Source organism: Caballeronia sp. LZ062, assembly GCF_031450785.1.
Taxonomy (GTDB): Bacteria; Pseudomonadota; Gammaproteobacteria; order Burkholderiales; family Burkholderiaceae; genus Caballeronia.
On record NZ_JARTWB010000001.1, the window covers coordinates 1297237 to 1316194 of the forward strand.

General features: G+C 64.9%; 19 protein-coding genes. 13 read left to right on the forward strand and 6 right to left on the reverse strand.

The annotated features are described in order from the left end of the window. Window positions 1–129 precede the first annotated feature (129 nt). The 4 genes from P9239_RS05965 to P9239_RS05980 are packed head-to-tail and all read left to right on the forward strand — an operon-like array spanning window position 130 to window position 5455. Entirely contained in the window at window positions 130–723 is a 594-nt protein-coding gene (locus P9239_RS05965) for a hypothetical protein (protein ID WP_309749550.1), read from the forward strand. A gap of 56 nt (window positions 724–779) precedes the next feature. After that, window positions 780–2009, forward strand: coding sequence for an HlyD family efflux transporter periplasmic adaptor subunit (locus P9239_RS05970; RefSeq protein ID WP_309749551.1), 1230 nt, complete (start codon window positions 780–782; stop codon window positions 2007–2009). 1 nt (window position 2010) lies between these two features. Continuing rightward, the gene (locus P9239_RS05975; protein ID WP_309749552.1) at window positions 2011–4131 is read left to right on the forward strand and encodes a peptidase domain-containing ABC transporter; all 2121 of its coding nucleotides are present in this window, start codon (window positions 2011–2013) and stop codon (window positions 4129–4131) included. Beyond that, a complete protein-coding gene (locus P9239_RS05980; protein ID WP_309749553.1) occupies window positions 4124–5455 on the forward strand; it encodes a TolC family outer membrane protein in 1332 nt (443 codons plus the stop codon). Before P9239_RS05975 ends, P9239_RS05980 begins: the two co-directional genes overlap by 8 nt. Before the next feature lie 10 nt (window positions 5456–5465). Here the strand turns inward: P9239_RS05980 and P9239_RS05985 are convergent, their stop codons facing one another. Beyond that, the gene (locus P9239_RS05985; RefSeq protein ID WP_309749554.1) at window positions 5466–6038 is read right to left on the reverse strand and encodes a TetR/AcrR family transcriptional regulator; all 573 of its coding nucleotides are present in this window, start codon (window positions 6036–6038) and stop codon (window positions 5466–5468) included. Between the two features lie 111 nt (window positions 6039–6149). Here P9239_RS05985 and P9239_RS05990 point away from each other — a divergent pair, with 111 nt between their 5' ends. Further along, entirely contained in the window at window positions 6150–6617 is a 468-nt protein-coding gene (locus P9239_RS05990; RefSeq protein WP_309749555.1) for a nuclear transport factor 2 family protein, read from the forward strand. A gap of 21 nt (window positions 6618–6638) precedes the next feature. Here the strand turns inward: P9239_RS05990 and P9239_RS05995 are convergent, their stop codons facing one another. Continuing rightward, on the reverse strand, window positions 6639–7661 hold the full coding sequence (locus P9239_RS05995) for a transporter (protein WP_309749556.1): 1023 nt from the start codon (window positions 7659–7661) through the stop codon (window positions 6639–6641). A 234-nt stretch (window positions 7662–7895) separates the two neighbouring features. Here P9239_RS05995 and P9239_RS06000 point away from each other — a divergent pair, with 234 nt between their 5' ends. From P9239_RS06000 to P9239_RS06010, 3 genes are all read left to right on the forward strand, one after another. Beyond that, window positions 7896–8243, forward strand: a complete 348-nt coding sequence (locus P9239_RS06000; protein WP_309749557.1) for a hypothetical protein — start codon at window positions 7896–7898, stop codon at window positions 8241–8243. A gap of 95 nt (window positions 8244–8338) precedes the next feature. Beyond that, complete coding sequence (locus P9239_RS06005) at window positions 8339–8737, forward strand: response regulator (RefSeq protein ID WP_404980133.1); 399 nt, start codon at window positions 8339–8341, stop codon at window positions 8735–8737. Window positions 8738–9044: 307 nt separating this feature from the next. Then, window positions 9045–9320, forward strand: a complete 276-nt coding sequence (locus tag P9239_RS06010) for a hypothetical protein (RefSeq protein ID WP_309749559.1) — start codon at window positions 9045–9047, stop codon at window positions 9318–9320. A gap of 121 nt (window positions 9321–9441) precedes the next feature. On the opposite strand, the gene P9239_RS06015 is transcribed toward P9239_RS06010, so the two are convergent. Next, window positions 9442–10398, reverse strand: a complete 957-nt coding sequence (locus P9239_RS06015) for a chemotaxis protein (RefSeq protein ID WP_309749560.1) — start codon at window positions 10396–10398, stop codon at window positions 9442–9444. Window positions 10399–10690: 292 nt separating this feature from the next. Between P9239_RS06015 and P9239_RS06020 the strand changes: the two genes are divergently transcribed. From P9239_RS06020 to P9239_RS06040, 5 genes are all read left to right on the forward strand, one after another. Continuing rightward, window positions 10691–11131 (forward strand): CBS domain-containing protein, encoded by a 441-nt coding sequence (locus tag P9239_RS06020; protein WP_309749561.1) that lies wholly within the window; start codon window positions 10691–10693, stop codon window positions 11129–11131. Between the two features lie 127 nt (window positions 11132–11258). Beyond that, window positions 11259–12275 (forward strand): diacylglycerol kinase family protein, encoded by a 1017-nt coding sequence (locus tag P9239_RS06025; protein ID WP_309749562.1) that lies wholly within the window; start codon window positions 11259–11261, stop codon window positions 12273–12275. After that, window positions 12272–13114 carry a metallophosphoesterase gene (locus P9239_RS06030; RefSeq protein ID WP_309749563.1) on the forward strand — a complete coding sequence of 281 codons (843 nt, stop codon included), beginning with the start codon at window positions 12272–12274 and terminating at the stop codon, window positions 13112–13114. Before P9239_RS06025 ends, P9239_RS06030 begins: the two co-directional genes overlap by 4 nt. 40 nt (window positions 13115–13154) lie before the next feature. Continuing rightward, window positions 13155–13544 carry an MAPEG family protein gene (locus tag P9239_RS06035; RefSeq protein ID WP_309749564.1) on the forward strand — a complete coding sequence of 130 codons (390 nt, stop codon included), beginning with the start codon at window positions 13155–13157 and terminating at the stop codon, window positions 13542–13544. 12 nt (window positions 13545–13556) lie between these two features. After that, window positions 13557–14234 carry an alpha/beta hydrolase gene (locus P9239_RS06040; RefSeq protein WP_309749565.1) on the forward strand — a complete coding sequence of 226 codons (678 nt, stop codon included), beginning with the start codon at window positions 13557–13559 and terminating at the stop codon, window positions 14232–14234. Here the strand turns inward: P9239_RS06040 and P9239_RS06045 are convergent. From P9239_RS06045 to P9239_RS06055, 3 genes are all read right to left on the reverse strand, one after another. After that, the gene (locus tag P9239_RS06045; protein WP_309749566.1) at window positions 14221–16230 is read right to left on the reverse strand and encodes a hybrid sensor histidine kinase/response regulator; all 2010 of its coding nucleotides are present in this window, start codon (window positions 16228–16230) and stop codon (window positions 14221–14223) included. The genes P9239_RS06040 and P9239_RS06045 overlap by 14 nt on opposite strands. Window positions 16231–16485: 255 nt before the next feature. Then, window positions 16486–16644 carry a hypothetical protein gene (locus P9239_RS06050; protein ID WP_309749567.1) on the reverse strand — a complete coding sequence of 53 codons (159 nt, stop codon included), beginning with the start codon at window positions 16642–16644 and terminating at the stop codon, window positions 16486–16488. A gap of 139 nt (window positions 16645–16783) precedes the next feature. Further along, window positions 16784–18958, reverse strand: a 2175-nt coding sequence (locus P9239_RS06055) for an Hsp70 family protein (RefSeq protein WP_309749568.1), incomplete at its 5' end; no start/stop codon positions are given.

Here is an 18958-nt window from a genome sequence, read left to right on the forward strand (position 1 = left end):
GCGCGTCGTGCGTGTTTCGGCGCTCAAGTCGAGAAACTGATCGACCAGCGCATCTATTATGGCCGCGACATTCGTCAACGGGAAGCGTGGGCGGATCTGGACGAAATTGCGAACATGCTGGTGGAGGCGGTGAATAAGCTAAAACGCGAAGCGCCTGCGCGGCCGGTATTCATCTCGCCATTTCACTTCGTATCGCAATACGCGAACATTTATATCGTCGAACGCATGGCCGCGCTGCTCGGGTTGAAGTCGATGTCCGTCGTATCCGGCGTGCCACGCAATCAATACGGCGACGATCACGCGCTGATTCCCGGCATCAAGGTCCTTTACACCTATGGCGACGCGAACCGCAACGGGCTCGGCGTGCGCGTGGCGCGCTCGCTCAAGCGCGACGGCGTGGCCGTACTGTTTAGCGACGTTCCGCCGTTCACCATGCACCGCTATCCGATGGAGACGGTCGAAGTCACCATGTTCGGCAAGAGCGCCCGACTCCACAACGGCGTTTTTCGCATGGGCGACACGTTCGGTGCCGTGCTGCTGCCGTTCTATCTGCGCTTCACGCGAGGCCGCTTCGAAGCGCGGCTCTTCGACCCGCTGCCGCTCGATAAGCCGGAATCTCCACAGCGCCTCGCCGGCTATATCGAGACCGCGCTCGGCGACAACTATGAGCAGTGGCTTCCGGCCGGGCACCCCGCCATGTACGCGTTCGCTCCGTCACGCTAGGAAACCACAGCGCGATCGACAGTGCGCGATGCATCGTCATTCGCAGGCAATCTCTCATGCAACCGACCGATATTCCCCAATTCAAAGATGTCCCGTGGCGCTGGATCGCCTACGCGACATCGCTATTCACCGTCGCGGCAATCGCCTTCGGTTTCGTGCATGAGATCGAACTCAAGCAGGACGTCACCGGCGAAGTCGTTTCTGCATCCGAGGTCAAGGTCGAGGGGTTGGCCGGGCTCGTCTCGGCCATTTATGCGCGGCCGTCCGACCGCGTCGAGCCCGGTACGCCGCTGTTCCGTCTTCAGCGCGATTTCTCACTGACGACAGACGGGCTGCGCCGGCAGGCTTTCGACGAAAAGATGCGAGACGACCAGATTCGCTCGATCGACGAACAGTACAGCGAGCGTCGCGTTCAGTTGCAGGCGCAGCGCGACACGGCGCGTCTCACCGAAGCTAGCAGGCGCGCGGAACTGGGTTCGCTCGATGCGCAAATCGCGCAGAACACGCAACTTGTCGGCGAATTCGAGCAGCGGCTCACGCGGCTCAACTCCGTGTCGGATTACGTGACGGCCGACAAGCTCGAACAGGCCCGCGCCGACGTTCACCAGGGCAAGGTGACGGTCGCGCAGAGCGTCGCGCGCAGGCAGCAGCTGGCGGGCGAATTGAGCGCGTCGCACAGCAGACAGACTGATCTCGATGCGCAACTGCGCGAACTCGACGCACGTCACGCCCGCGATGTGCAGGACGTCCGCGCGCGCTTCGAGCGCGAGCGACAGGACGCGACAGTATCGGCGCCGAAAGGCGGCACCGTGACGTTCTCCGGTTTGGTCGCCGGCCGGATGCTCGCTGCGGGCGATGTGGCGATGGTGATCTCGACCAAAGACAGCGGCCCGCTGCGCGCGGCGCTGAGCATTCCTTCGCGGCGGCGCGGCTTTGTGCGCGAAGGCCAGATCGTGCGCCTAAAGTTCGACGCGTTTCCCTACGCCAAGTTCGGGACGTATGAAGCGCGCATCGATTCGATATCCGGCACGACGGTGCTGCCGGCGAGTCCGGTCGCGCCGCCCGGCACGCCCGGCGCCCCCGATCCTTCCGAGCAGACCGAGACCGCGAAGGAATCCAATGGCGATTACCTTGCGTGGGCCACGCTGCGCGGCGATACGTTCGATTTCGAAGGGCAGCACTTCAAGATTCTGCCCGGAATGCGGGCGACGGCCAGCATCGTCGTCGAGCGCCGAACGATTGCTGAGTGGGTCCTGGCGCCGCTGTTCCGAATGTTGAGAGGTTGATGTGCGCGTTATCTATCAGAACGAAGTCGCCGAATGCGGTTACGCGTGTCTCGCGATGGTGCTGTCTCATTTGGGCCGCGCGACCGAGGTGCGTGAACTGTCGGCCTACAAGCCGATTTCGGCGAATGGTCTCTCGTTGATGGACCTGTACGACGTCGCCATCGATTTCGGGCTGGCGGTGCAAGCGTATCGTTTCGACGCGTCGGACCTTTCCGCCGTCAAGAAGGGCTCGATCCTGCATTTCGGCGGCGCACACTTCGTCGTGTTCGAGAAAGCGGGGCACGGCTACGTCCGCGTAATCGATCCGGCCACGGGTCGCCGGCGCGTGTCGATGGACACGTTTCGCTCCGCCGTTTCGGGCTTTCTGCTCGAATTCGCGCCCACGCCGCAGATGCCGCGCATCCGCGCGAAATCGCGGGTGCCCGCGGCGCTCAAGCGCGTGCGCACACTCAGTCCGCAGATGAAGGCGCAGATCAGCAAGATTGTCTTCGTCGCGCTCGGCAGTCAGTTCGCGATTCTGGCCGCGCCATATTTTGGCAACCTCGTGCTCGACTACGTCGTGGCGGCGGACAACCGCACTCTGCTCGACGTGCTGGTCGTCACTTTCGCCAGCATCTTCATGCTTGGCGCGTTGAGTGAGTATGTCCAGAAGTACCTGACCGAGATGCTCTACAACGTCACGCAGACCAACTCCACCGAGGGCCTGCTCGGGCACTTGCTGCGCAACCCGATGCCGTGGTTCGAGAAGCGGCATGTGGGCGATGTCTTCGCGCGCGTAAAGGCGCAGGACGAAATCAGTGCGTTCACCACGCGCACGACCGTGGCGCTCATCATCGATCTGACGGTCGGTGCGCTCGCGCTCGTGCTCATGCTCATTCAGAGCCGCCAACTGGCGTGCGTGGCGTTGCTCATCTTCGCGCTTTACGTCGCGCTGGCGTTGAGCATGTTCGCCGCAATGCGCGACAACCACGCGCTGGTGCTTGAAACATCCGCCCGCTGCGACGATTCGCTCATCGAGACGATCCGCGCCGCGTCGCTGCTCAAGCTGGCGCAAGGCGAGACGCGCCGTACCGCCCTCTACATGGTCCTTTACAAGGCGTATGCCGCGGCGCTTCTTCAGAGCAGCCGTCTCGCGTGCACGCGTGATGGATTGCTGAAGCTCGTGACTTACGCGGATACCATCGTCATCACGTGGCTTGCGGCGCGGCTGATGCTCGGCGGGAAGGTGTCGGTCGGTGTGTTCTATTCGTTTCTGATCTACAAGTCGCTGATGTCCGAGCGCCTCGCGAGCGGAATCAACGCCATGTTCCAGTACTTCATGCTGAGTGTGCCGACCGCGCGTGTCGACGATATTGTTCAGAGCGAGAACGAACGCTACACGCCGCTCGCCGATACGCAACGCGCCACCGAAGTGCGCTCGTTCGAGCAGATCGACGTGCGCGACGTCACGTTCAGCTACGGCATTTCCGATGAACCGGTACTCAAGAACGCCAGCTTCTGCATCCGCCGGGGCGACAAAATCGCGATCACCGGTCCGTCGGGCAGCGGCAAGTCCACGCTCTTCAAGCTGCTGTCAGCGGCCGAGCCGTTGCAGCACGGGCATATCGCGCTCAACGGCATTGCATGGCCGAATCTCACCGTCGACGAAATCCGCCGTCATCAGGCGCATATGCGGCAGGGCGACATCATCCTGCACGGTTCCATTGCGGACAACGTCACGCTCTTCGCGGCGCAGACGGACGAAGATCGCATTCACAAGCTGCTCGCGGATGTGGGTCTTCTCGACGACATCATGCGTTTGCCGATGCGCACGCGCACTGTCATCAGCGACACCATCGCGAATATCTCAGCGGGTCAGCGCCAGCGGCTCTTGCTTGCGCGCGCGCTGTATCAGCAGCGCGAGCTATTGCTGCTCGACGAACCGACATCGAATCTCGACCCCGCGTCCGTGCAGCGCATTGCGTCGCTGCTGCGCAATCTCGATAAAACGGTGGTCGTGATCACGCATGACATGTCGCTCGCTTCGGTTTTCGAAACCCGTTACAGGTTCGACGCCGGCGCGCTGCTGCCCGAGCGCAAGGCGACGAGCCATGCCGTGCCGGACGAACCGCTCCATGTTTAAGCGACGCATTGTGCTGTGTGCGCTCGCGGGCGCGCTCGTCTTCGTTGATGCCGCACGTGCGGACGATCTCGTTGCCATCGTGCAGCAGGCGCTCGATCATGACGCCGAACTCGGTCAGGCGCGCGCCGCCTACGAAGCCGCGAAGCAGGCGGTTCCCATCGCGCGCGCTGCGCTGCTGCCGCAGATTGCGGGCGGTTGGGGACGTTCGTACAACCGCATCGACATGGACGGCTTCCCGCGGCAGAAGTATTGGCAGAACGGCTGGATGGTGGCCGTGACGCAGCCGCTTTTCGACTGGAGCAAGTGGACCGCGTATCGGCAGGCGGATTTCGTCGTGGCGCAAGGCGCGGTCGACTTCGCGGGCGCGCAGCAGGCGTCGATCTTGCGCGCCGTGCGCGCGTATTTCGATGAACTCGCCGCCGAAGACGAAGTGAAGCGCGCGGCCGACTATCTCGCGGCCATTGACGCGCAATTGCAGCAGGTGCGTCGCAAACGCGCGGTGGGCGAGGTGACGCTGATCGACCAGCGGGAAGCCGACACGGCGCGCGAGCAGGCGCAGTTGCAGCAGACGGATGCGCAGGAGGAACTCAGCGTGAAGCGCCGCGCGTTGCAGCAAGTGACCGGACGGCCGTTTGCCGCGCTCGCCTCCTTGCCGCCGGGGTTTGCGTTGCCGACGCTAGCGGAAGGCGAGGAAGCGTGGGTCGAGCAGGCCAGATCGCGCGGTTACGAGGTGCAGTCGAAGCAGCTCGGCTGGGAAATCGCCAGGTTCGATTCGACGAAGTCTCGCGCGGCAAATTACCCGGTCGTCAGTGTGACCGGGAGCTACACGCCGGCCGGCGCGGCGTCGGGTTATGCGCGTCCCACGACCACGACAACCGGCATGCTGCAAATCCAGATTCCGCTTTTCTCGGGTGGCGAACTTCAGGCCCGCGTGAAGCAGTCGCTGGCGCTCGAAGACAAGGCCAAGGAGAGCTACGAACTGGCTTCGAATCAGGCGGAGGCATCCGCTCGCGAAAACTTTGCAAAGTACCTGCGCGAGCGTCAGCGGACGGACGCGCTCGGCCATCTCGTGCAAAGCGCGGGCGATACGTTGAGCGCCACCGAAGTCGGATTCAAGGTCGGAACGCGAACCGGCAATGACGTGCTGCGCGCCATCGACGCGCTCTACACCGCGCGCCGCGATCTGCTGCGTTCGCGCTATGCGGCCGTGGTCGCGTTCTTGCAGTTGAAGGCGGATGTCGCCACGTTGAGCACGGACGACATCGCGGACATGAACAGCAAGCTCTGCTGCACCGTGCAGACGTCGAGCGCCGACGTGCGATAGGCGTCGCGCGTCAGTCGGCGTGCCGCACCGCGCGTACCAGGCGTGCGATGGCCTTCAATGCATCGGCGGGGGCGTCGGCGAACTGCGCCGCCACGATCGCACCGTCCACCGCCAATGCGAGCGCTTGCGCGTCGGCCTTCGCGGTGCGGGAGGGCGGCATCAGCGCGCGAATCGCCGCGGTCATGTCCCGCTTGTGCCGCCGCGCGATCTCGACGGCTTGCGGCAGCGTACCGCCGACTTCGACGACCGCATTGATGAATGCGCAGCCGCGATACGTCTCGCCGCCGAACCATTCGGCGAGCGCGGGGACCAGTGCGGAAAGGCTTCCGCCGTGACGCGAAATGGCATCGTGGAACCACGCCATCCAGTTCTCGTGACGGTATTCCAGGAACGCGATGATCAGATCGTCCTTGCTCGGGAAATAGCGATAGAACGTCTTTTTCGCGACGCCCGATTCCGCAATCACACGGTCGATGCCCGTCGCGCGGATGCCGTCGCGGTAGAAGAGGTCGTGAGCCGTGCGCAAAATGCGCGCATCGGGGGAAAGCTCGGCAAAGTCAGCAGAAGAGGCGATCACGTTCATGCAGCCAATTGTAGACAGAGTTGTCTACCTGCGCTAGAGTGCAATTCAGGTAGACAGACCTGTCTACCTAGTCGCCTCTGCCTACAACCCGCAGCGCAACCAGGAAACGTCATGGAAACCAGACCGCCTCTTCCGCCATTCGATGCAGAAACCGCTGCGCTCAAGGTTCGTCTCGCCGAAGACGGCTGGAACACGCGAGACCCCAAGCGCGTCGCGCTGGCGTATACCGAGGACACGCGCTGGCGCAACCGCGCCGAATTCGTCAATGGACGCGCGGAAGTCGAGGCTTTCCTGCATCGCAAGTGGGCGCGCGAGCTCGACTATCGGCTCATCAAGGAACTGTGGGCGTTCACCGGAAACCGTATTGCCGTGCGCTTCGCGTATGAATGGCATGACGACTCGGGCAACTGGCATCGGAGTTATGGGAACGAAAACTGGCTGTTCAACGAAGCGGGCCTGATGACGCATCGCCACGCGTCGATCAACGATCTCCCAATCAAGGAATCGGAGCGCAAGTATCACTGGCCGCTCGGCCGCCGTCCCGACGATCATGCGGGACTGAGCGATCTGGGGCTGTAGCGTGCGGCCGCGTGGAGACGCTCACATATCGCGCCGCCGGCGGAACGCCCACCATCCGGCGAGCACGGTGAAGCTCGCGACGATCGCCACCAGCAGCCAGAAGCCGTGATGATTCTCCGCGAGTGGTATGCCGCCAACGTTCATGCCGAAAAAGCCGGCCACGATGTTGATCGGCAACGCGAGCACGGTTACGAGCGTCAGCGTGAAAAGCGTGCGGTTGCTTTGCTCGTCCATGCGCGTCGCGATTTCTTCCTGCAACAGCTTGATGCGCTCGACGAGCCCCGCGAGATCGTTCAGCACGAGCGAGAACTCTTCGGTCGCGTCGCGCAGATCCTGGATATCCTGTGCATGCAGCCAGCGCGGCGGCCGCGCGAGCAGCCGGAAGACCGAGCCGGGTTCGGGCGCGAGAAGCCGTTGCAATCTCACGAGCACGCGCCGCTGCGCGCCGAGATCGGAGCGCGTAGTGGAAGAGTGCGTCGAGAGAAAGCGATCCTCGATGCCGTCCACTTCGGCGCTCGTCCGCCGCACGATGTGCACGAGCAGGTCCGCCTGATCGCGCAGCAGGTGCGCGAGCAGCTCGGCCGGCGAGCGGAACACTTCGCCGCGCCGCACCGACTCGCGTAGCGAATCGATGGAACGCAGCGGCTTCATGCGCGCCGTGACCAGCAGCTTCTGGTGCGTGTACACCCAGAGCGTCGCGATCTCCGAGGGCGTCAGCTCGAAATTGAACATCACGTCGTTGATGACCGCGAAAAGCGCGCCCTCCTGATGCTCGATGCGCGTCGAATGCGAGCCTTCGTGCAGCGTGTCGAAGAACGCATCGGGCAGGCCGAGCTGCGTTCGGATCCATCGCTCGCAGGCGCTGTTCGCCAGATCGAAGTGCAGCCAGAGAAACTCCTTCGTGGTGTCGTCGCGGGCGAGCCAGTCGCTTGCCGCCTCCGAATCGATCGGCTCGCCGGGCTGGTCGACGCGAAAGCGGAAGCCGCAGACGAGGCCTGTGAAGTCGGAACCGTAAAGCGGTGTTTGCGGGATGGCGGGATTCATGCGGTCGTTGGATGGCGGTGAAGGCTGCGGCTTGCTCGGTCAGGCGGTAGTTTGCCACCGGTCGGGGCGCGGGACGCGGGCGTTTGCGACGACTCGCGCCGAGAAACAATCGCGTCGATTGGTCATGCAAGATGTAAGAATGATTGTCATATTGACGGCGTATCATGGCCGCGTACGCGACGATGCACGCCGGTTTTCGCCGGGCGCCGTCGGAAAAAACTGGGGAGAAGTGCTGTGGATGACGACCGTGACGATCTGGATGGCGCGACGCAAACCACTGCGGCGGGACTGATACGCCTCGCATCGGTGATTTCCGGGCTGGTGCGCGACGGCGCGGTGGATACGCGCTTCGGCGCGAAGCTCTTCAAACGGCTCGACAAGGAAGCGCGGCGCGTGGCGGCAGGAGGGGAACTCCCGTGCGAAGAAGCCGACCGCGACTCGCTTGTCGCGGCGCTCGGCGAACTCGACGTGGCGCTGCGGCAGCGCGATGCAGCGTCTCTGGTGCAAGCGAACGCGCGCCTGCGCGAGAGCGAAGAGGGCGCCGCAAAACGACGCAAGAGCAAGCGCGAGACGAGCACCTGAGCCGAGATCGGACCTGGCGCGAATCGTGCGTCACGGCGATCAGATGAAATTCCCGACTCGCCATGCCCGTGAACTTGCATTCCCCCCGATGCGCCTTGTGGACCAATCGCAGTATCGACGTCGATCTTCCGTGCTGGCGCATTCTCGTCGTCGATGACAACGCCTCCAGCGCCGAGGCCCTTGCCGCCGCCCTTACCGCAGACGGCTTCGAAACGCGGATCGCCCTGTCGGGCGTCGATGCGCTCCATGCGGTCGACGGCTGGGTGCCGCACATCGTCATTCTCGATATCAGCATGCCGGAACACGACGGCTTCGCGACCGCGCGCGTTTTGCGGCGCATCGCCCGGACGCGTGACGCGGGAATCATCGCGTTCACCGCGCTCGGCGAAGAACTCGTGCGCACCAAGGGTCTGCACGCCGGCTTCGACGCCTACTGCCAAAAAGGCAATTCACCCGCGACGCTGGTTCACCTGATGCAGCGGCTCGTTCACTGATAACGTCCAAAAAGCCGCGCAGCAAGGACAAATCGGCCAAATAGTTGTTCTGTCCCTACCGAGCAGCGTGGGCAGACACACAGACACACTCCCTACGCGGCAGCCCTTATTCCACGCGGCTTTGGCCGTTTTCGCACGCCCGTGCTGCCAGTGATTGTTGGCCGTGGGTGAATACTGTATTGAAATATATCGGGATAAAAAACCGATAGTAGGGGTATACACTGCATTCCATCGACGTAGCAGACAGTTTCTCGCAAGACCGCTGCGGCGCTTTCTGAATGAACGTCAACCGTCTTTGGAGCACACCATGAAACGCAATCTTCTCGCTTCCCTGCTTATCGCTGCCACCGCAACCATCGCCGCGCCCGCTTTTGCAAGCGGCTACGGCCCGGCTCCGTTCTATCGCCCGGCTGCCGGCGCGCCGACGTCGCAACAAGGCCCGAGCGCACAAGCCATCGCTGCTGAAGAGCATGCACACGGCGTCGATGCAAACGCCTACGGTGGTTCGCGCGATTCGCTGGCTCAGTCCGGCGCACGCACGCAAGCAGCAAACAGCACCAACTCGGTCTTCTTCGGTCACTAATCGAACCGGTCTGGCCGGCTTATCCGCCGGCCATCAAGACTGAGGCGACCCATTCGGCGCCCGGCGCGGCAGACTCACAAGGTCTGTACGCTCCGGGCGCCGATGCGTTTGCCGCGCACGCTCAGGCATTGACGATCGCGCCGCGCATCACGCTCGCGAGTTCGGACGCCTCGAACTTCGACACATACGCGTTCGCGCCGACCTTGCGCACGTGCTGCTCGTTGGCCGATCCCGACAGCGACGAGTGAATCACCACCGGAATATGCTGCAAGCCGCTGTCGGCCTTGATGCGGCGCGTGAGCGTGAAGCCGTCCATCTCGGGCATTTCGAGGTCGGTGAGCACCAGCGCGATCTCGTCGGAGACTTCCGTGCCGTGCTTCTGCGCCTTGCGCAGTGCCGCTTCCAGCACGTCCCACGCTTCCTGGCCGGTCTTCGTCATGACGAACGGCACGCCCATCGCGGTCAGGCTCTGCTCGATCAGCGCCCGCGCGACGCCAGAGTCGTCCGCTGCCAGCACGCGTGCGCCGGGCTTCAGTTGCAAGCGGCCCGTGCGCGCCTCCGTGATGTCGGATTCCTGTCCCGGCAGCACGTCCCGCACGATGCGCTCGACATCCAGCACCTGTGCGAGCCGCGATCCGTCCACGTTGCCGTCGAGGCGCGCGAAGCTCGTCACCGTGCGTCCGCTCGAATGCGATTCCGCCGACAACACCTGATTCCACTCCAGCCGCACGATATCGTCCACTTCCTCGACCGCGAAACCCTGCGTCGTGCGCGCGAACTCGGTCACGAGCAGAATTTTCGGTCCATTTTTCGGGCGGCAGCCGGTCATGCGCGCGAGGTCGATCACCGGAATGATCTGCCCGCGAATGTCCGCGACGCCGAGGATTTCATCGCTGGAACCGGCGACGGCGGTAATCGTCGGCATCGCGAGAATCTCGCGCACCTTGAAGACGTTGATGCCGTAAAGCTCGCGCTGCTCCGAGTCGGGCGCCTCGCCCAGCTTGAAGAGGAGCAACTCGAACATGTTGTTGCCCGCGAGCCGCACGCGCTGCTCGATATCCTGTTGTGAAGTGCTCACATCTTCTCCCGTGTGTTTGGCGCTCCGCGCCGCGTGGTTTGCGGACGACAGCGTTTCCCGCGCAATGCCTGATTAGCGGCACGAATCGTCGAAACTGAAGGCAGGAAAAGCACCGGTGCGCCCGCCGCGCGTCTCCTATACTCTTTCCCGAATGGTCGGGTTAATGCCGATGAAGCCATCGGACGGAAGCCTTACGCTCGATACAGCGCAGCAACGTGTTCCGGATACAACGCAGCGCGCTCGTCGCCCGGTCGCGGGCGGCAACGGCGCGCAAGTCAGACGGAGGCGGTCGATGGCAACAGTCGCAAAGGTTCTGAGCTCGAAACCCGAACAGACGGTCTATACGATCGCGGACACGGCGCCGGTCTTCGACGCCATCAAGCTGATGGCCGACAAGCACATCGGCGCAGTAATCGTCACGCACGGCGACGAAATCGTCGGCATCATGACCGAGCGCGACTACGCGCGCAAAGTCGTGCTGATGGACCGCTCGTCGAAGGACACGCCGGTGCGCGACATCATGACGTCGCACGTGCGCTACGTGCGGCCCGACCAGACCACGGACGACTGCATGGCGCTCATGACCGACAAGCGCATGCGCCATTTGCCGGTCATCGACAACGGCAAGCTCGTCGGCATGATCTCTATCGGCGATCTGGTGAAGAACATCATCTCGGAACAGCAGTTCACCATTCAGCAGCTCGAGTACTACATTCGCGGCGAGCACACGTAAGCGTTCGCAGTCGCGTCACGCCCGGCGCACTCGCGTTGTAAGGCTTTCGTTATAATCGGCACGGCTCGCCGGCCGCGTCCCCGCGTATCGGCGCGCAACATGCGACCAACCGCGAGGAGCGCAGCCGATGACCGTGTCCGCACCTTTGGCCGATGCGTCGGCCGCCGCCAGCGCGCTCGCGCCCGACGCGCCGTTTTTCATCGTGATGAATGCCGGATCGGGCCGCAGACAGGCAGACGAAACGCGCGCCGCGCTGGCGCGCGAATTCCAGGCAGCGGGGCGGCGCTTCGACTTGCGCGTGGTGGATAATCCCCGGCGCCTGTCCGCCGCCGCGCGCGAAGCGGCCGGGCAAGCGCGTGCGCAGGGCGGCGTGCTCGTCGGCGCGGGCGGCGATGGAACGCTCTGCACGGTCGCGGAAGCGGCGCTCGATGCCGGCGTGCCGTTCGGCGTGCTGCCGCGCGGCACCTTCAACTATTTCAGCCGCGATCACGGCATTCCCGCCGATCTCGACGAATCCACGAAACTGCTGCTCGACGCACGCGCGTATCCGGTTCAGGTCGGCTACGTGAACGAGCGCATGTTCATCGTCAACGCGAGCCTCGGGCTGTATCCGAAACTGCTGGAAGACCGCGAAGCCTACAAGCGGCAATTCGGCCGCAGCCGGCTCGTCGCGCTGGGGTCGGCGCTCTTCACGCTGCTGCGGCGGCATCGGCACTTGCGCCTGCACATCGAACACGAAGGACGCACCCGCGAAGTGCGGTCGTCGACGCTCTTCGTCGGCAACAACCGGCTACAACTGGAGCAGGTCGGCATGGCCGAAGCCCGCGCAGTGGAACAGGGTTTGCTCGTTGCCATGGCGCCGCGGCCCGTCGGGCGGCTCGCGCATCTGCTACTGTCGCTGCGCGGCGCGGCGGGACGTCTCGCCGATTCGGATCATGTGGAGAGCTTCACGTTCGACCGGATCACGGTCACGCGCCCATCGCGTCAATCGCGTGGCTCGCGTTCGACGGCCAGACGCCGCGTGAAAGTCGCCACCGATGGCGAGATCGCCTGGCTCGACATGCCGCTCGAATTCCGCGTGTCGGACCGGCCGCTGCTGTTGCTCAAACCGGAGCCCGCCGTGGCCGAAGCCAATCGCTCATGACCGTATTGCTGCAGATTTCCGATCCGCATTTCGGCACCGAGCGGCCTAAGGTCGTCGCGGCGCTGCTGCGTCTGGCTGAGGCCGTGCCGCCAGACGTCGTGATTCTTTCCGGCGACATCACGCAGCGTGCGCGCCGTTATCAGTTCGACGAGGCGCGCGCCTTCCTGAACACCTTCGGCGCAACGCCCGCCGTGGTCGTGCCGGGCAACCACGATATTCCGCTCTACGACGTGTTCACGCGGCTCGTTCGCCCTTACGCGAATCACCAGCGCGCGTTTGGCGCGGAGCTGGAGCCGTCGTTCGAATCGCCCGATGTGCTCGTGCTCGGGGTCAACACGACGCGGCCGTATCGTCACAAGGACGGCGAAGTGTCGATGGCGCAGATCCGGCGCGTCGCTTCGCGGCTGGAGGCGGCAAGCGCCGCGCAGTTGCGCGTCGTGGTCACGCACCAGCCGGTCGCGGTCACGCGGGCGGGCGACGAGAAAAACCTGCTGCACGGCCGGGAGCGCGCGGTGCCGCGCTGGGCGCGGGCGGGCGCGGATCTGATTCTCGGCGGCCATATTCACCTTCCGTACGTGCTGCCGCTGCACGATACCTTCGCGGACTTGCCGCGCCGCGTGTGGGCGGTGCAGGCGGGCACGGCGCTGTCCTCGCGCACGCGGTCGAGCGTCGGCAATTCGGTGAACGTGATCCGCTATGCGTGCGATGCGGCCGGGCGGCGCGCGTGTGTGGAACGCTGGGATTACGCGGAGACGAGCGGTCGCTTCGAACAGGTCGCGCGTCACGAACTCGCGCTCGACGGCGTGCCGCAGGCAGCGGCGCTGACATCGGCTGAATGAAGCCTGCGCATGGAACAATAGACGCCCGACTGGAGACGCCATGAGTTTCGAACTGACGATGCTGGCCTGGACGCTCGTGCTCGCGCTGGTGCAAGTGCTGCTGCCCGCGCTCCTGCGCAATCGCGAGACCGGAATCAAGTACAACACCGGCCCGCGCGACGGCCCCGCGCCGCCGCCCGGCAAGCTCACCGCGCGTCTGATGCGCGCGCAGTCGAATCTCTTCGAGACGCTGCCGGTGTTCGCGGTGGCCGTGCTGATCGTGCACGTGACGGGCCGCGAGAATCCGCTCACACACTACGGCGCGCTGGCCTACTTCGTCGCGCGCGTGGTTTATGTGCCGCTCTATGCGGCGGGCGTGCCGTTTTTGCGCTCGCTGGCGTGGCTCGTTTCCGTCGTAGGCATCGTGCAGATCCTCGTTCCCATCATCTAGAGAGAAGGTCACATGAGCGATTCACCGTCGATCGTCGAGATCGAAACCGCGCCGAATCCCGAGTTCGCCGTTATCCTGATGCACGGCCTCGGCGCCGACGCCAACGACTTCGTGCCGCTCGTGCCCGAACTGCGCCTCGCGGATGCGCCCGCCGTGCGCTTCGTGTTCCCGAACGCGCCGGAGATTCCGGTCACGGCGAACAACGGCTACGTGATGCGCGCGTGGTACGACATCCTGTCGTTCGAGGGCATCAACCGGAAGGTGGATGAAGCGGGCATCGAGGCGTCCGTCGAACGCGTGCGTGCGCTGATCGCCGAGCAGAACGCGCGCGGCATTCCGACCGAGCGGATTTTCATCGCGGGCTTTTCGCAGGGCGGCGCGATGACGTATCACGCCGGTCTCACGCATCCGGAAAAGCTCGCGGGCTTGATCGTGCTGTCGGGCTACATCCCGTCGCAAGGTCTAATCGATGCCTCCATCAGCGAAGCGAACCGCGCCGCGCCGGTGTTCGCCGCGCACGGGAGCTTCGACGACGTGCTCGACGTGCGGCTCGGCGAGGAAGCGTGCGAGTTCGCGCGCGGCCACGGTTGCGAAGTCGACTGGCACGCGTATCCGATGGCGCACACGGTCTGCATGGAAGAAGTCGAAGCGCTGCGGGCGTGGTTCGCGGCGCGGCTCACCGGCCACTGAACGCATTGCCCGCGATCATCGACACCATGCCGCGACGCAACTCCGCCGGGCTCACCGGCTTGCTCAGGACGTCGTGATCGCAGGCGAGCGGCACGATGGTCGCCGCCGGCTCGCCCGTCACCACGAGGCAAGGGCACGCGCGCCCGAGCTTGCGCGCGCCGAGCATCGCGACCTGGCGCGCGGTTTTGGCATCGCCCAGGCGGTAGTCGGTGATGACGAGATCGGGAAACCGTTCGATGGTCGCGAGAAGCGCTTCGTATTCTTCGAACGTCGCGGCGGAGTCGTAGAGCACGCCCCACTGTGAGAGCAGCGCCTCGGTGGATGCGCGCACGAGCCCGTCGTCCTCCACGAGCAGCACGTAGCGCCCGTCGAGTTGCGCCGCTTCGTCCGCTTCGGTTCGCGCCGGCACACGCGCCGACGGCTGGTCCGGCGACGGCCCGCACAGCGGAATATCCACCGAAAAGCGCGAGCCGCGTCCTTCGGTGGATTTCAGTTCGATGCGGTGTTCGTCGAGCATCGAAATCACCGCGTTCACGATGGAAAGCCCGAGCCCCAGCCCCTTGTCGCGGTCTTGCTCCGGGTTGTCGACCTGAAAGAACGGCTGAAAAATGGCGTCGAAGTAGTCGCCCGGTATGCCGATGCCGTTGTCCAGCACGTCGATGCGCGCGCGCGTCGGCGAGCGCACCACGCCGACGATCACCGTCGGCTTCGCGCGCTTGGCGGTGTCCGCGTACTTGATGCCGTTCGACACCAGATTCGCCACGGCGCGACCGAGCCAGTGCGCGTCGCTACGCACGCACACGACGTCGTTCTTGGGCAGACGCAGACGCAAATCGACGCCGCGGCTGCGCGCGAACGGGCGCAACTGCTCGGCGGCTTCCTCGACGATCTCGCGGACATCGAACACGTGATAGCGCGGCACGACGCGCCCCGATTCGAGCCGCGACAAATCGAGCACCGCGTTCAGGAGACGCGCGAGGATCACTGACGAGCGTCCGCATTCGTCGATAAGCCGGTGTGCCTGAGCGAATTCCTCGTTGCGAATGGCCTCGGCGGCGGCCTGCAGAAAGAGATTGAGCGCGTGCATCGGCTGCCGCAGGTCGTGCGTCGCGGCGGCGAGGAAGTTCGACTTCTCGCGGCTCGCCGTCTGCGCGGCGATCATCTGCTGTTCGCGCAGGGCGAGCAGCGCGTGAGTTTTCGTCTCCTGATCCTTTTTAGAGATCTCCAGTTCGCGGTTCTTGCGTTCCAGCGAGCCGTTGGCGGCGCGCAGTTCGTCGTTCAGCGAAGCGAGCGCGCGTTCGGCCAGATAGCGTTCGCGCGACACGCGCTCGGCGTGCGCACAGACGCCATGCCCGACGATCACCACGTTGAACATATAGAAGAGCCCGGCGAAGAAGTCCTCGGGATTCAGCAGCCCGACCGTGATCTGCATGAAAACGACGGCCGCCATCGTGATGACGCCGACCGTCAGCGCGACGCGCGAGCGCAGATAGAAGAAGCTGAACTGGAAGAACAGCGCCAGATACAGGCCGATGAAGTACTGCGTGTAGTTGTACGGCGCGGGCGTGATCGCGACCATCGTCAGGATCAGGCACAGCAAGCCGTAGATGCCGGTGAGAATGACCCGGTGCGCCATCGCGTGAGAGCGAAACGACGGCCGCAGCACCAGAAAGCCGACGCAAATCAGCAGCGCGACGCCCGCGAACCGCAGGGTGAGGATGTCCGCGAGGCGCACGTTGAGCGCCTTGTTGCCCCGCACGAAGCTGAAGTCCCACCACAGGAAGCACGTCCAGATGACGAGCGCGAGTAGCGCCGACGCGCGCCGGAACGCGCAAAACCGCTGGCTGTGATCCTCCAGAAACTGCGCTTCGAGCGCGGCGTCGGAGAACGGGGCGGGAATCGACAGGTTGCGCACGAGGCTCGCGCCGGCTTCGCGCGCGGCGGCGGTCAGGATTCCTTGAGCGCGCACGGGGGCGGCGCGTGGCGGGACGGCCATCGTCGGGATCTCGAAAGAGCGGTGCAAGGGAGGTTAACTACTTTAGGCTACCGCTGCCATGTGGCAACGGCTTTTTTGCGCGATGGACGGTCGGGCGCGGAAAAAAGTGCGTCTTTGGCGTATGAGTCGGCGCGGCGCATCCAGAAGCAGGAAAGCGAACGGCGAGCGGCCCGATCCTGCTCGCCGCTCGCCGTTTCGAAGGACAGCCACAACCGATCCCCGCGCGGGTGAGAGCGCGGTATCAGAGACCGCTGCTCACGATTTCGGTTTGGCCTTCGTGGTGCGCTTGCCGACGCTCGTTTCCTTTGCGCCGGCGGTCTTTGCGGTGGACGCCTTGGTGCCGGCGGTTTTCTTGCGGCTCGACATTTCGGTGTCGGCGGGGTGGCTCGCTTGAGCTTTACGCGGGGACGGCATGATGGACCTCCTTCAGTGAGTGTCGAAGCGACACACTGATAACCATAGGTCGCACGCCGCCGCTATGCAAGCGATCACGTTCGACGCGCGGGAGAACGCTTCTGAGAGCGAAGCATTTTATGTGGCGTGTGAGCCGGATTCAGCCGATCAGCTTCAATCCCGCCGGCAGCGTTTCGCCGAACACGCGGCCTTCGTCGGCTCGATCCAGTACGACAGTCTCGCGCACCATGGCGATCCATGATTGCGCCGCGCCCATCGTTGTAAGCCGGTCGATGACGGCGGCGCGCACGTCGTCGGCGACATCGCGCGAGCGGTCGCCGGTCATGCGCGCAATCTGCACTGCCGCGAACGCCGCAGGCTCCACCTTCTTCCAGTCGAGCGCGAGGATCGCATCGAGCCAGAGCGCGGCGACGTCCGGCGGCACGACGCCATGCGCGCTGCCGTAGAACGGCTGCCGGGCGCCGATACGCCCGACCGCCCACCAGCTTTGCAGATTCTCCGAAGGCTTCTTCAGGCGCGTGAGCAACCACTCGCCGACTTCGACCTTGCGCTCCACCGGCACGCGTTCGAGCGATGCCGCGAGCCGCACCATGTCTTCATAGCCCGCTCGTGCCGCGCCCGCCGCGCGACGATACCGGCTCGTTCCGGGCGGCTGGAGTACGAAAGCCATGTCGTCGAGCAGACGCAGTTGCGCGGCTTCGTCGAGTCCGCCCGCCGCGCGCCGCCACAGCGTCCACCATTCAGACCAGATCTGATTCTCGTTGACGTACTGGATGCCCTGATCGAAAAGCGTCCACAACTGCTCGACGCGCCATTCATCGAGCGGATGCCCGAAGCCGGGACGCACCGCATAGCCCGCGAGATTGAGCCAGAGGCGTTCGTGGTCGGCGCTGCGCCGACGCTTCTTCGCGCGGTCCCACAGCGCGCCGAAGAGTTCACGCAAGAGCGCGATGTCCCATGTGTCGCGCGGGCCGAGCGCCTGTTCAAGCTGCGCGCGCAGCCGCTTGACTTCCTTGGGCGCGACGTCCTGCGCGCGTGTGCCGAAGGTGCGGTCGATCAAGTCGATGGCTTTCGGCAGCGCCGGATGCGTCTGCCCGACGGCCGCATCGCCTTTGGATTCTTCGCGGCGTAGCTGAAATTCGAGCAGCCAGCGTTGGGCGGAATCGTCGGTCGCGATGCAGTGCATCTCCAGCGTGCCGACTTCGGTGAGCGATGTCGTGAGCTGCACCGGCGTCTCGCGCGGCTTGCCGGCGTTCGTCTGGCCGTGCGGATCGACGACCGTCGCGATGGGCGGCAGACGCACGAAGTCGCCCGCCGAGGCGCTCACGTCGGCGATCTCGCCTGCCCGGTACGCCGTATCCGCGACCGACGAGACGAGGTGAAAGCGCACCGGCGCGCCGAGGCGCAGCGCGAAAGTGCGGTCGGCGAGATGGATCGCCTGACCTTCTTCGGTGCCGCGCGGCAGCACGCACACGCCGCGCGAGGCGTCGCCGTCTTCGTCGAGCAGCAGGAAATAGCTGCGCGCCGAGCCGCCGCCGATTTTCGGCGCGTGGCCCGCGCGCGCGAGCGCGTAGGCGACCGCACCACGCGCGACAGCCACGTCGGGGTTGTCGTTGGCGAGCACGTGCACCGGCTCGCCGCGCCAGTGGCCGAGCGTATCGGCGACGCGTTTCGCGAGCGGCGCCGCGCGGAAAACGCCGCCGTTTAGAAGCAGCGTGTCGGGAACGGGAAGGGCGTCGCTTCGCGCAGCTTCGCGCAACGCTTCGCGCGAAGGCGACGCGTGTTGCGCGAGGAACGCGGCGACGTGCCGCGTGATCGCCGGATCGCTTGCATAAGGCAGCCCGAATTCCACGATGCCGGCGCGCGTGCGCCCGGGGCGCTCGTTCTCCGACACGAGCGGAAAGAAGCCCTCGACGATGATCCGCTCGATCTCTTCGCGCGTCACCTCGGCCGAGCGCGCGCCGCCGATCAGCTTCGATCCCGCGCCGAGCAGCGTGATCGAAGCGGACGCAGGCGCGTTCTCGCCGAGCAACTGTTCCTTGGCAGCGCGGCACCGCTCGACCAGTTGCGACAGGCGCGCCGCCGACAGCCGCCCGTCGCCGCCCGCGAGCTGCTTTTCGACGAGATGCGCGAGCGCGAGGTCCATGTTGTCGCCGCCGAGCATCAGGTGATTGCCGACGCCGATGCGCGTGAGGCGCGGCTCGTCGCTGTCGCCGGCTTCGACCTGAATCAGCGTGAGATCGGTCGTGCCGCCGCCGACGTCGCAGATCAGCACGAGGCGCGTCTTGGCGAGTTCATCGCCGAGCGTTTCGCG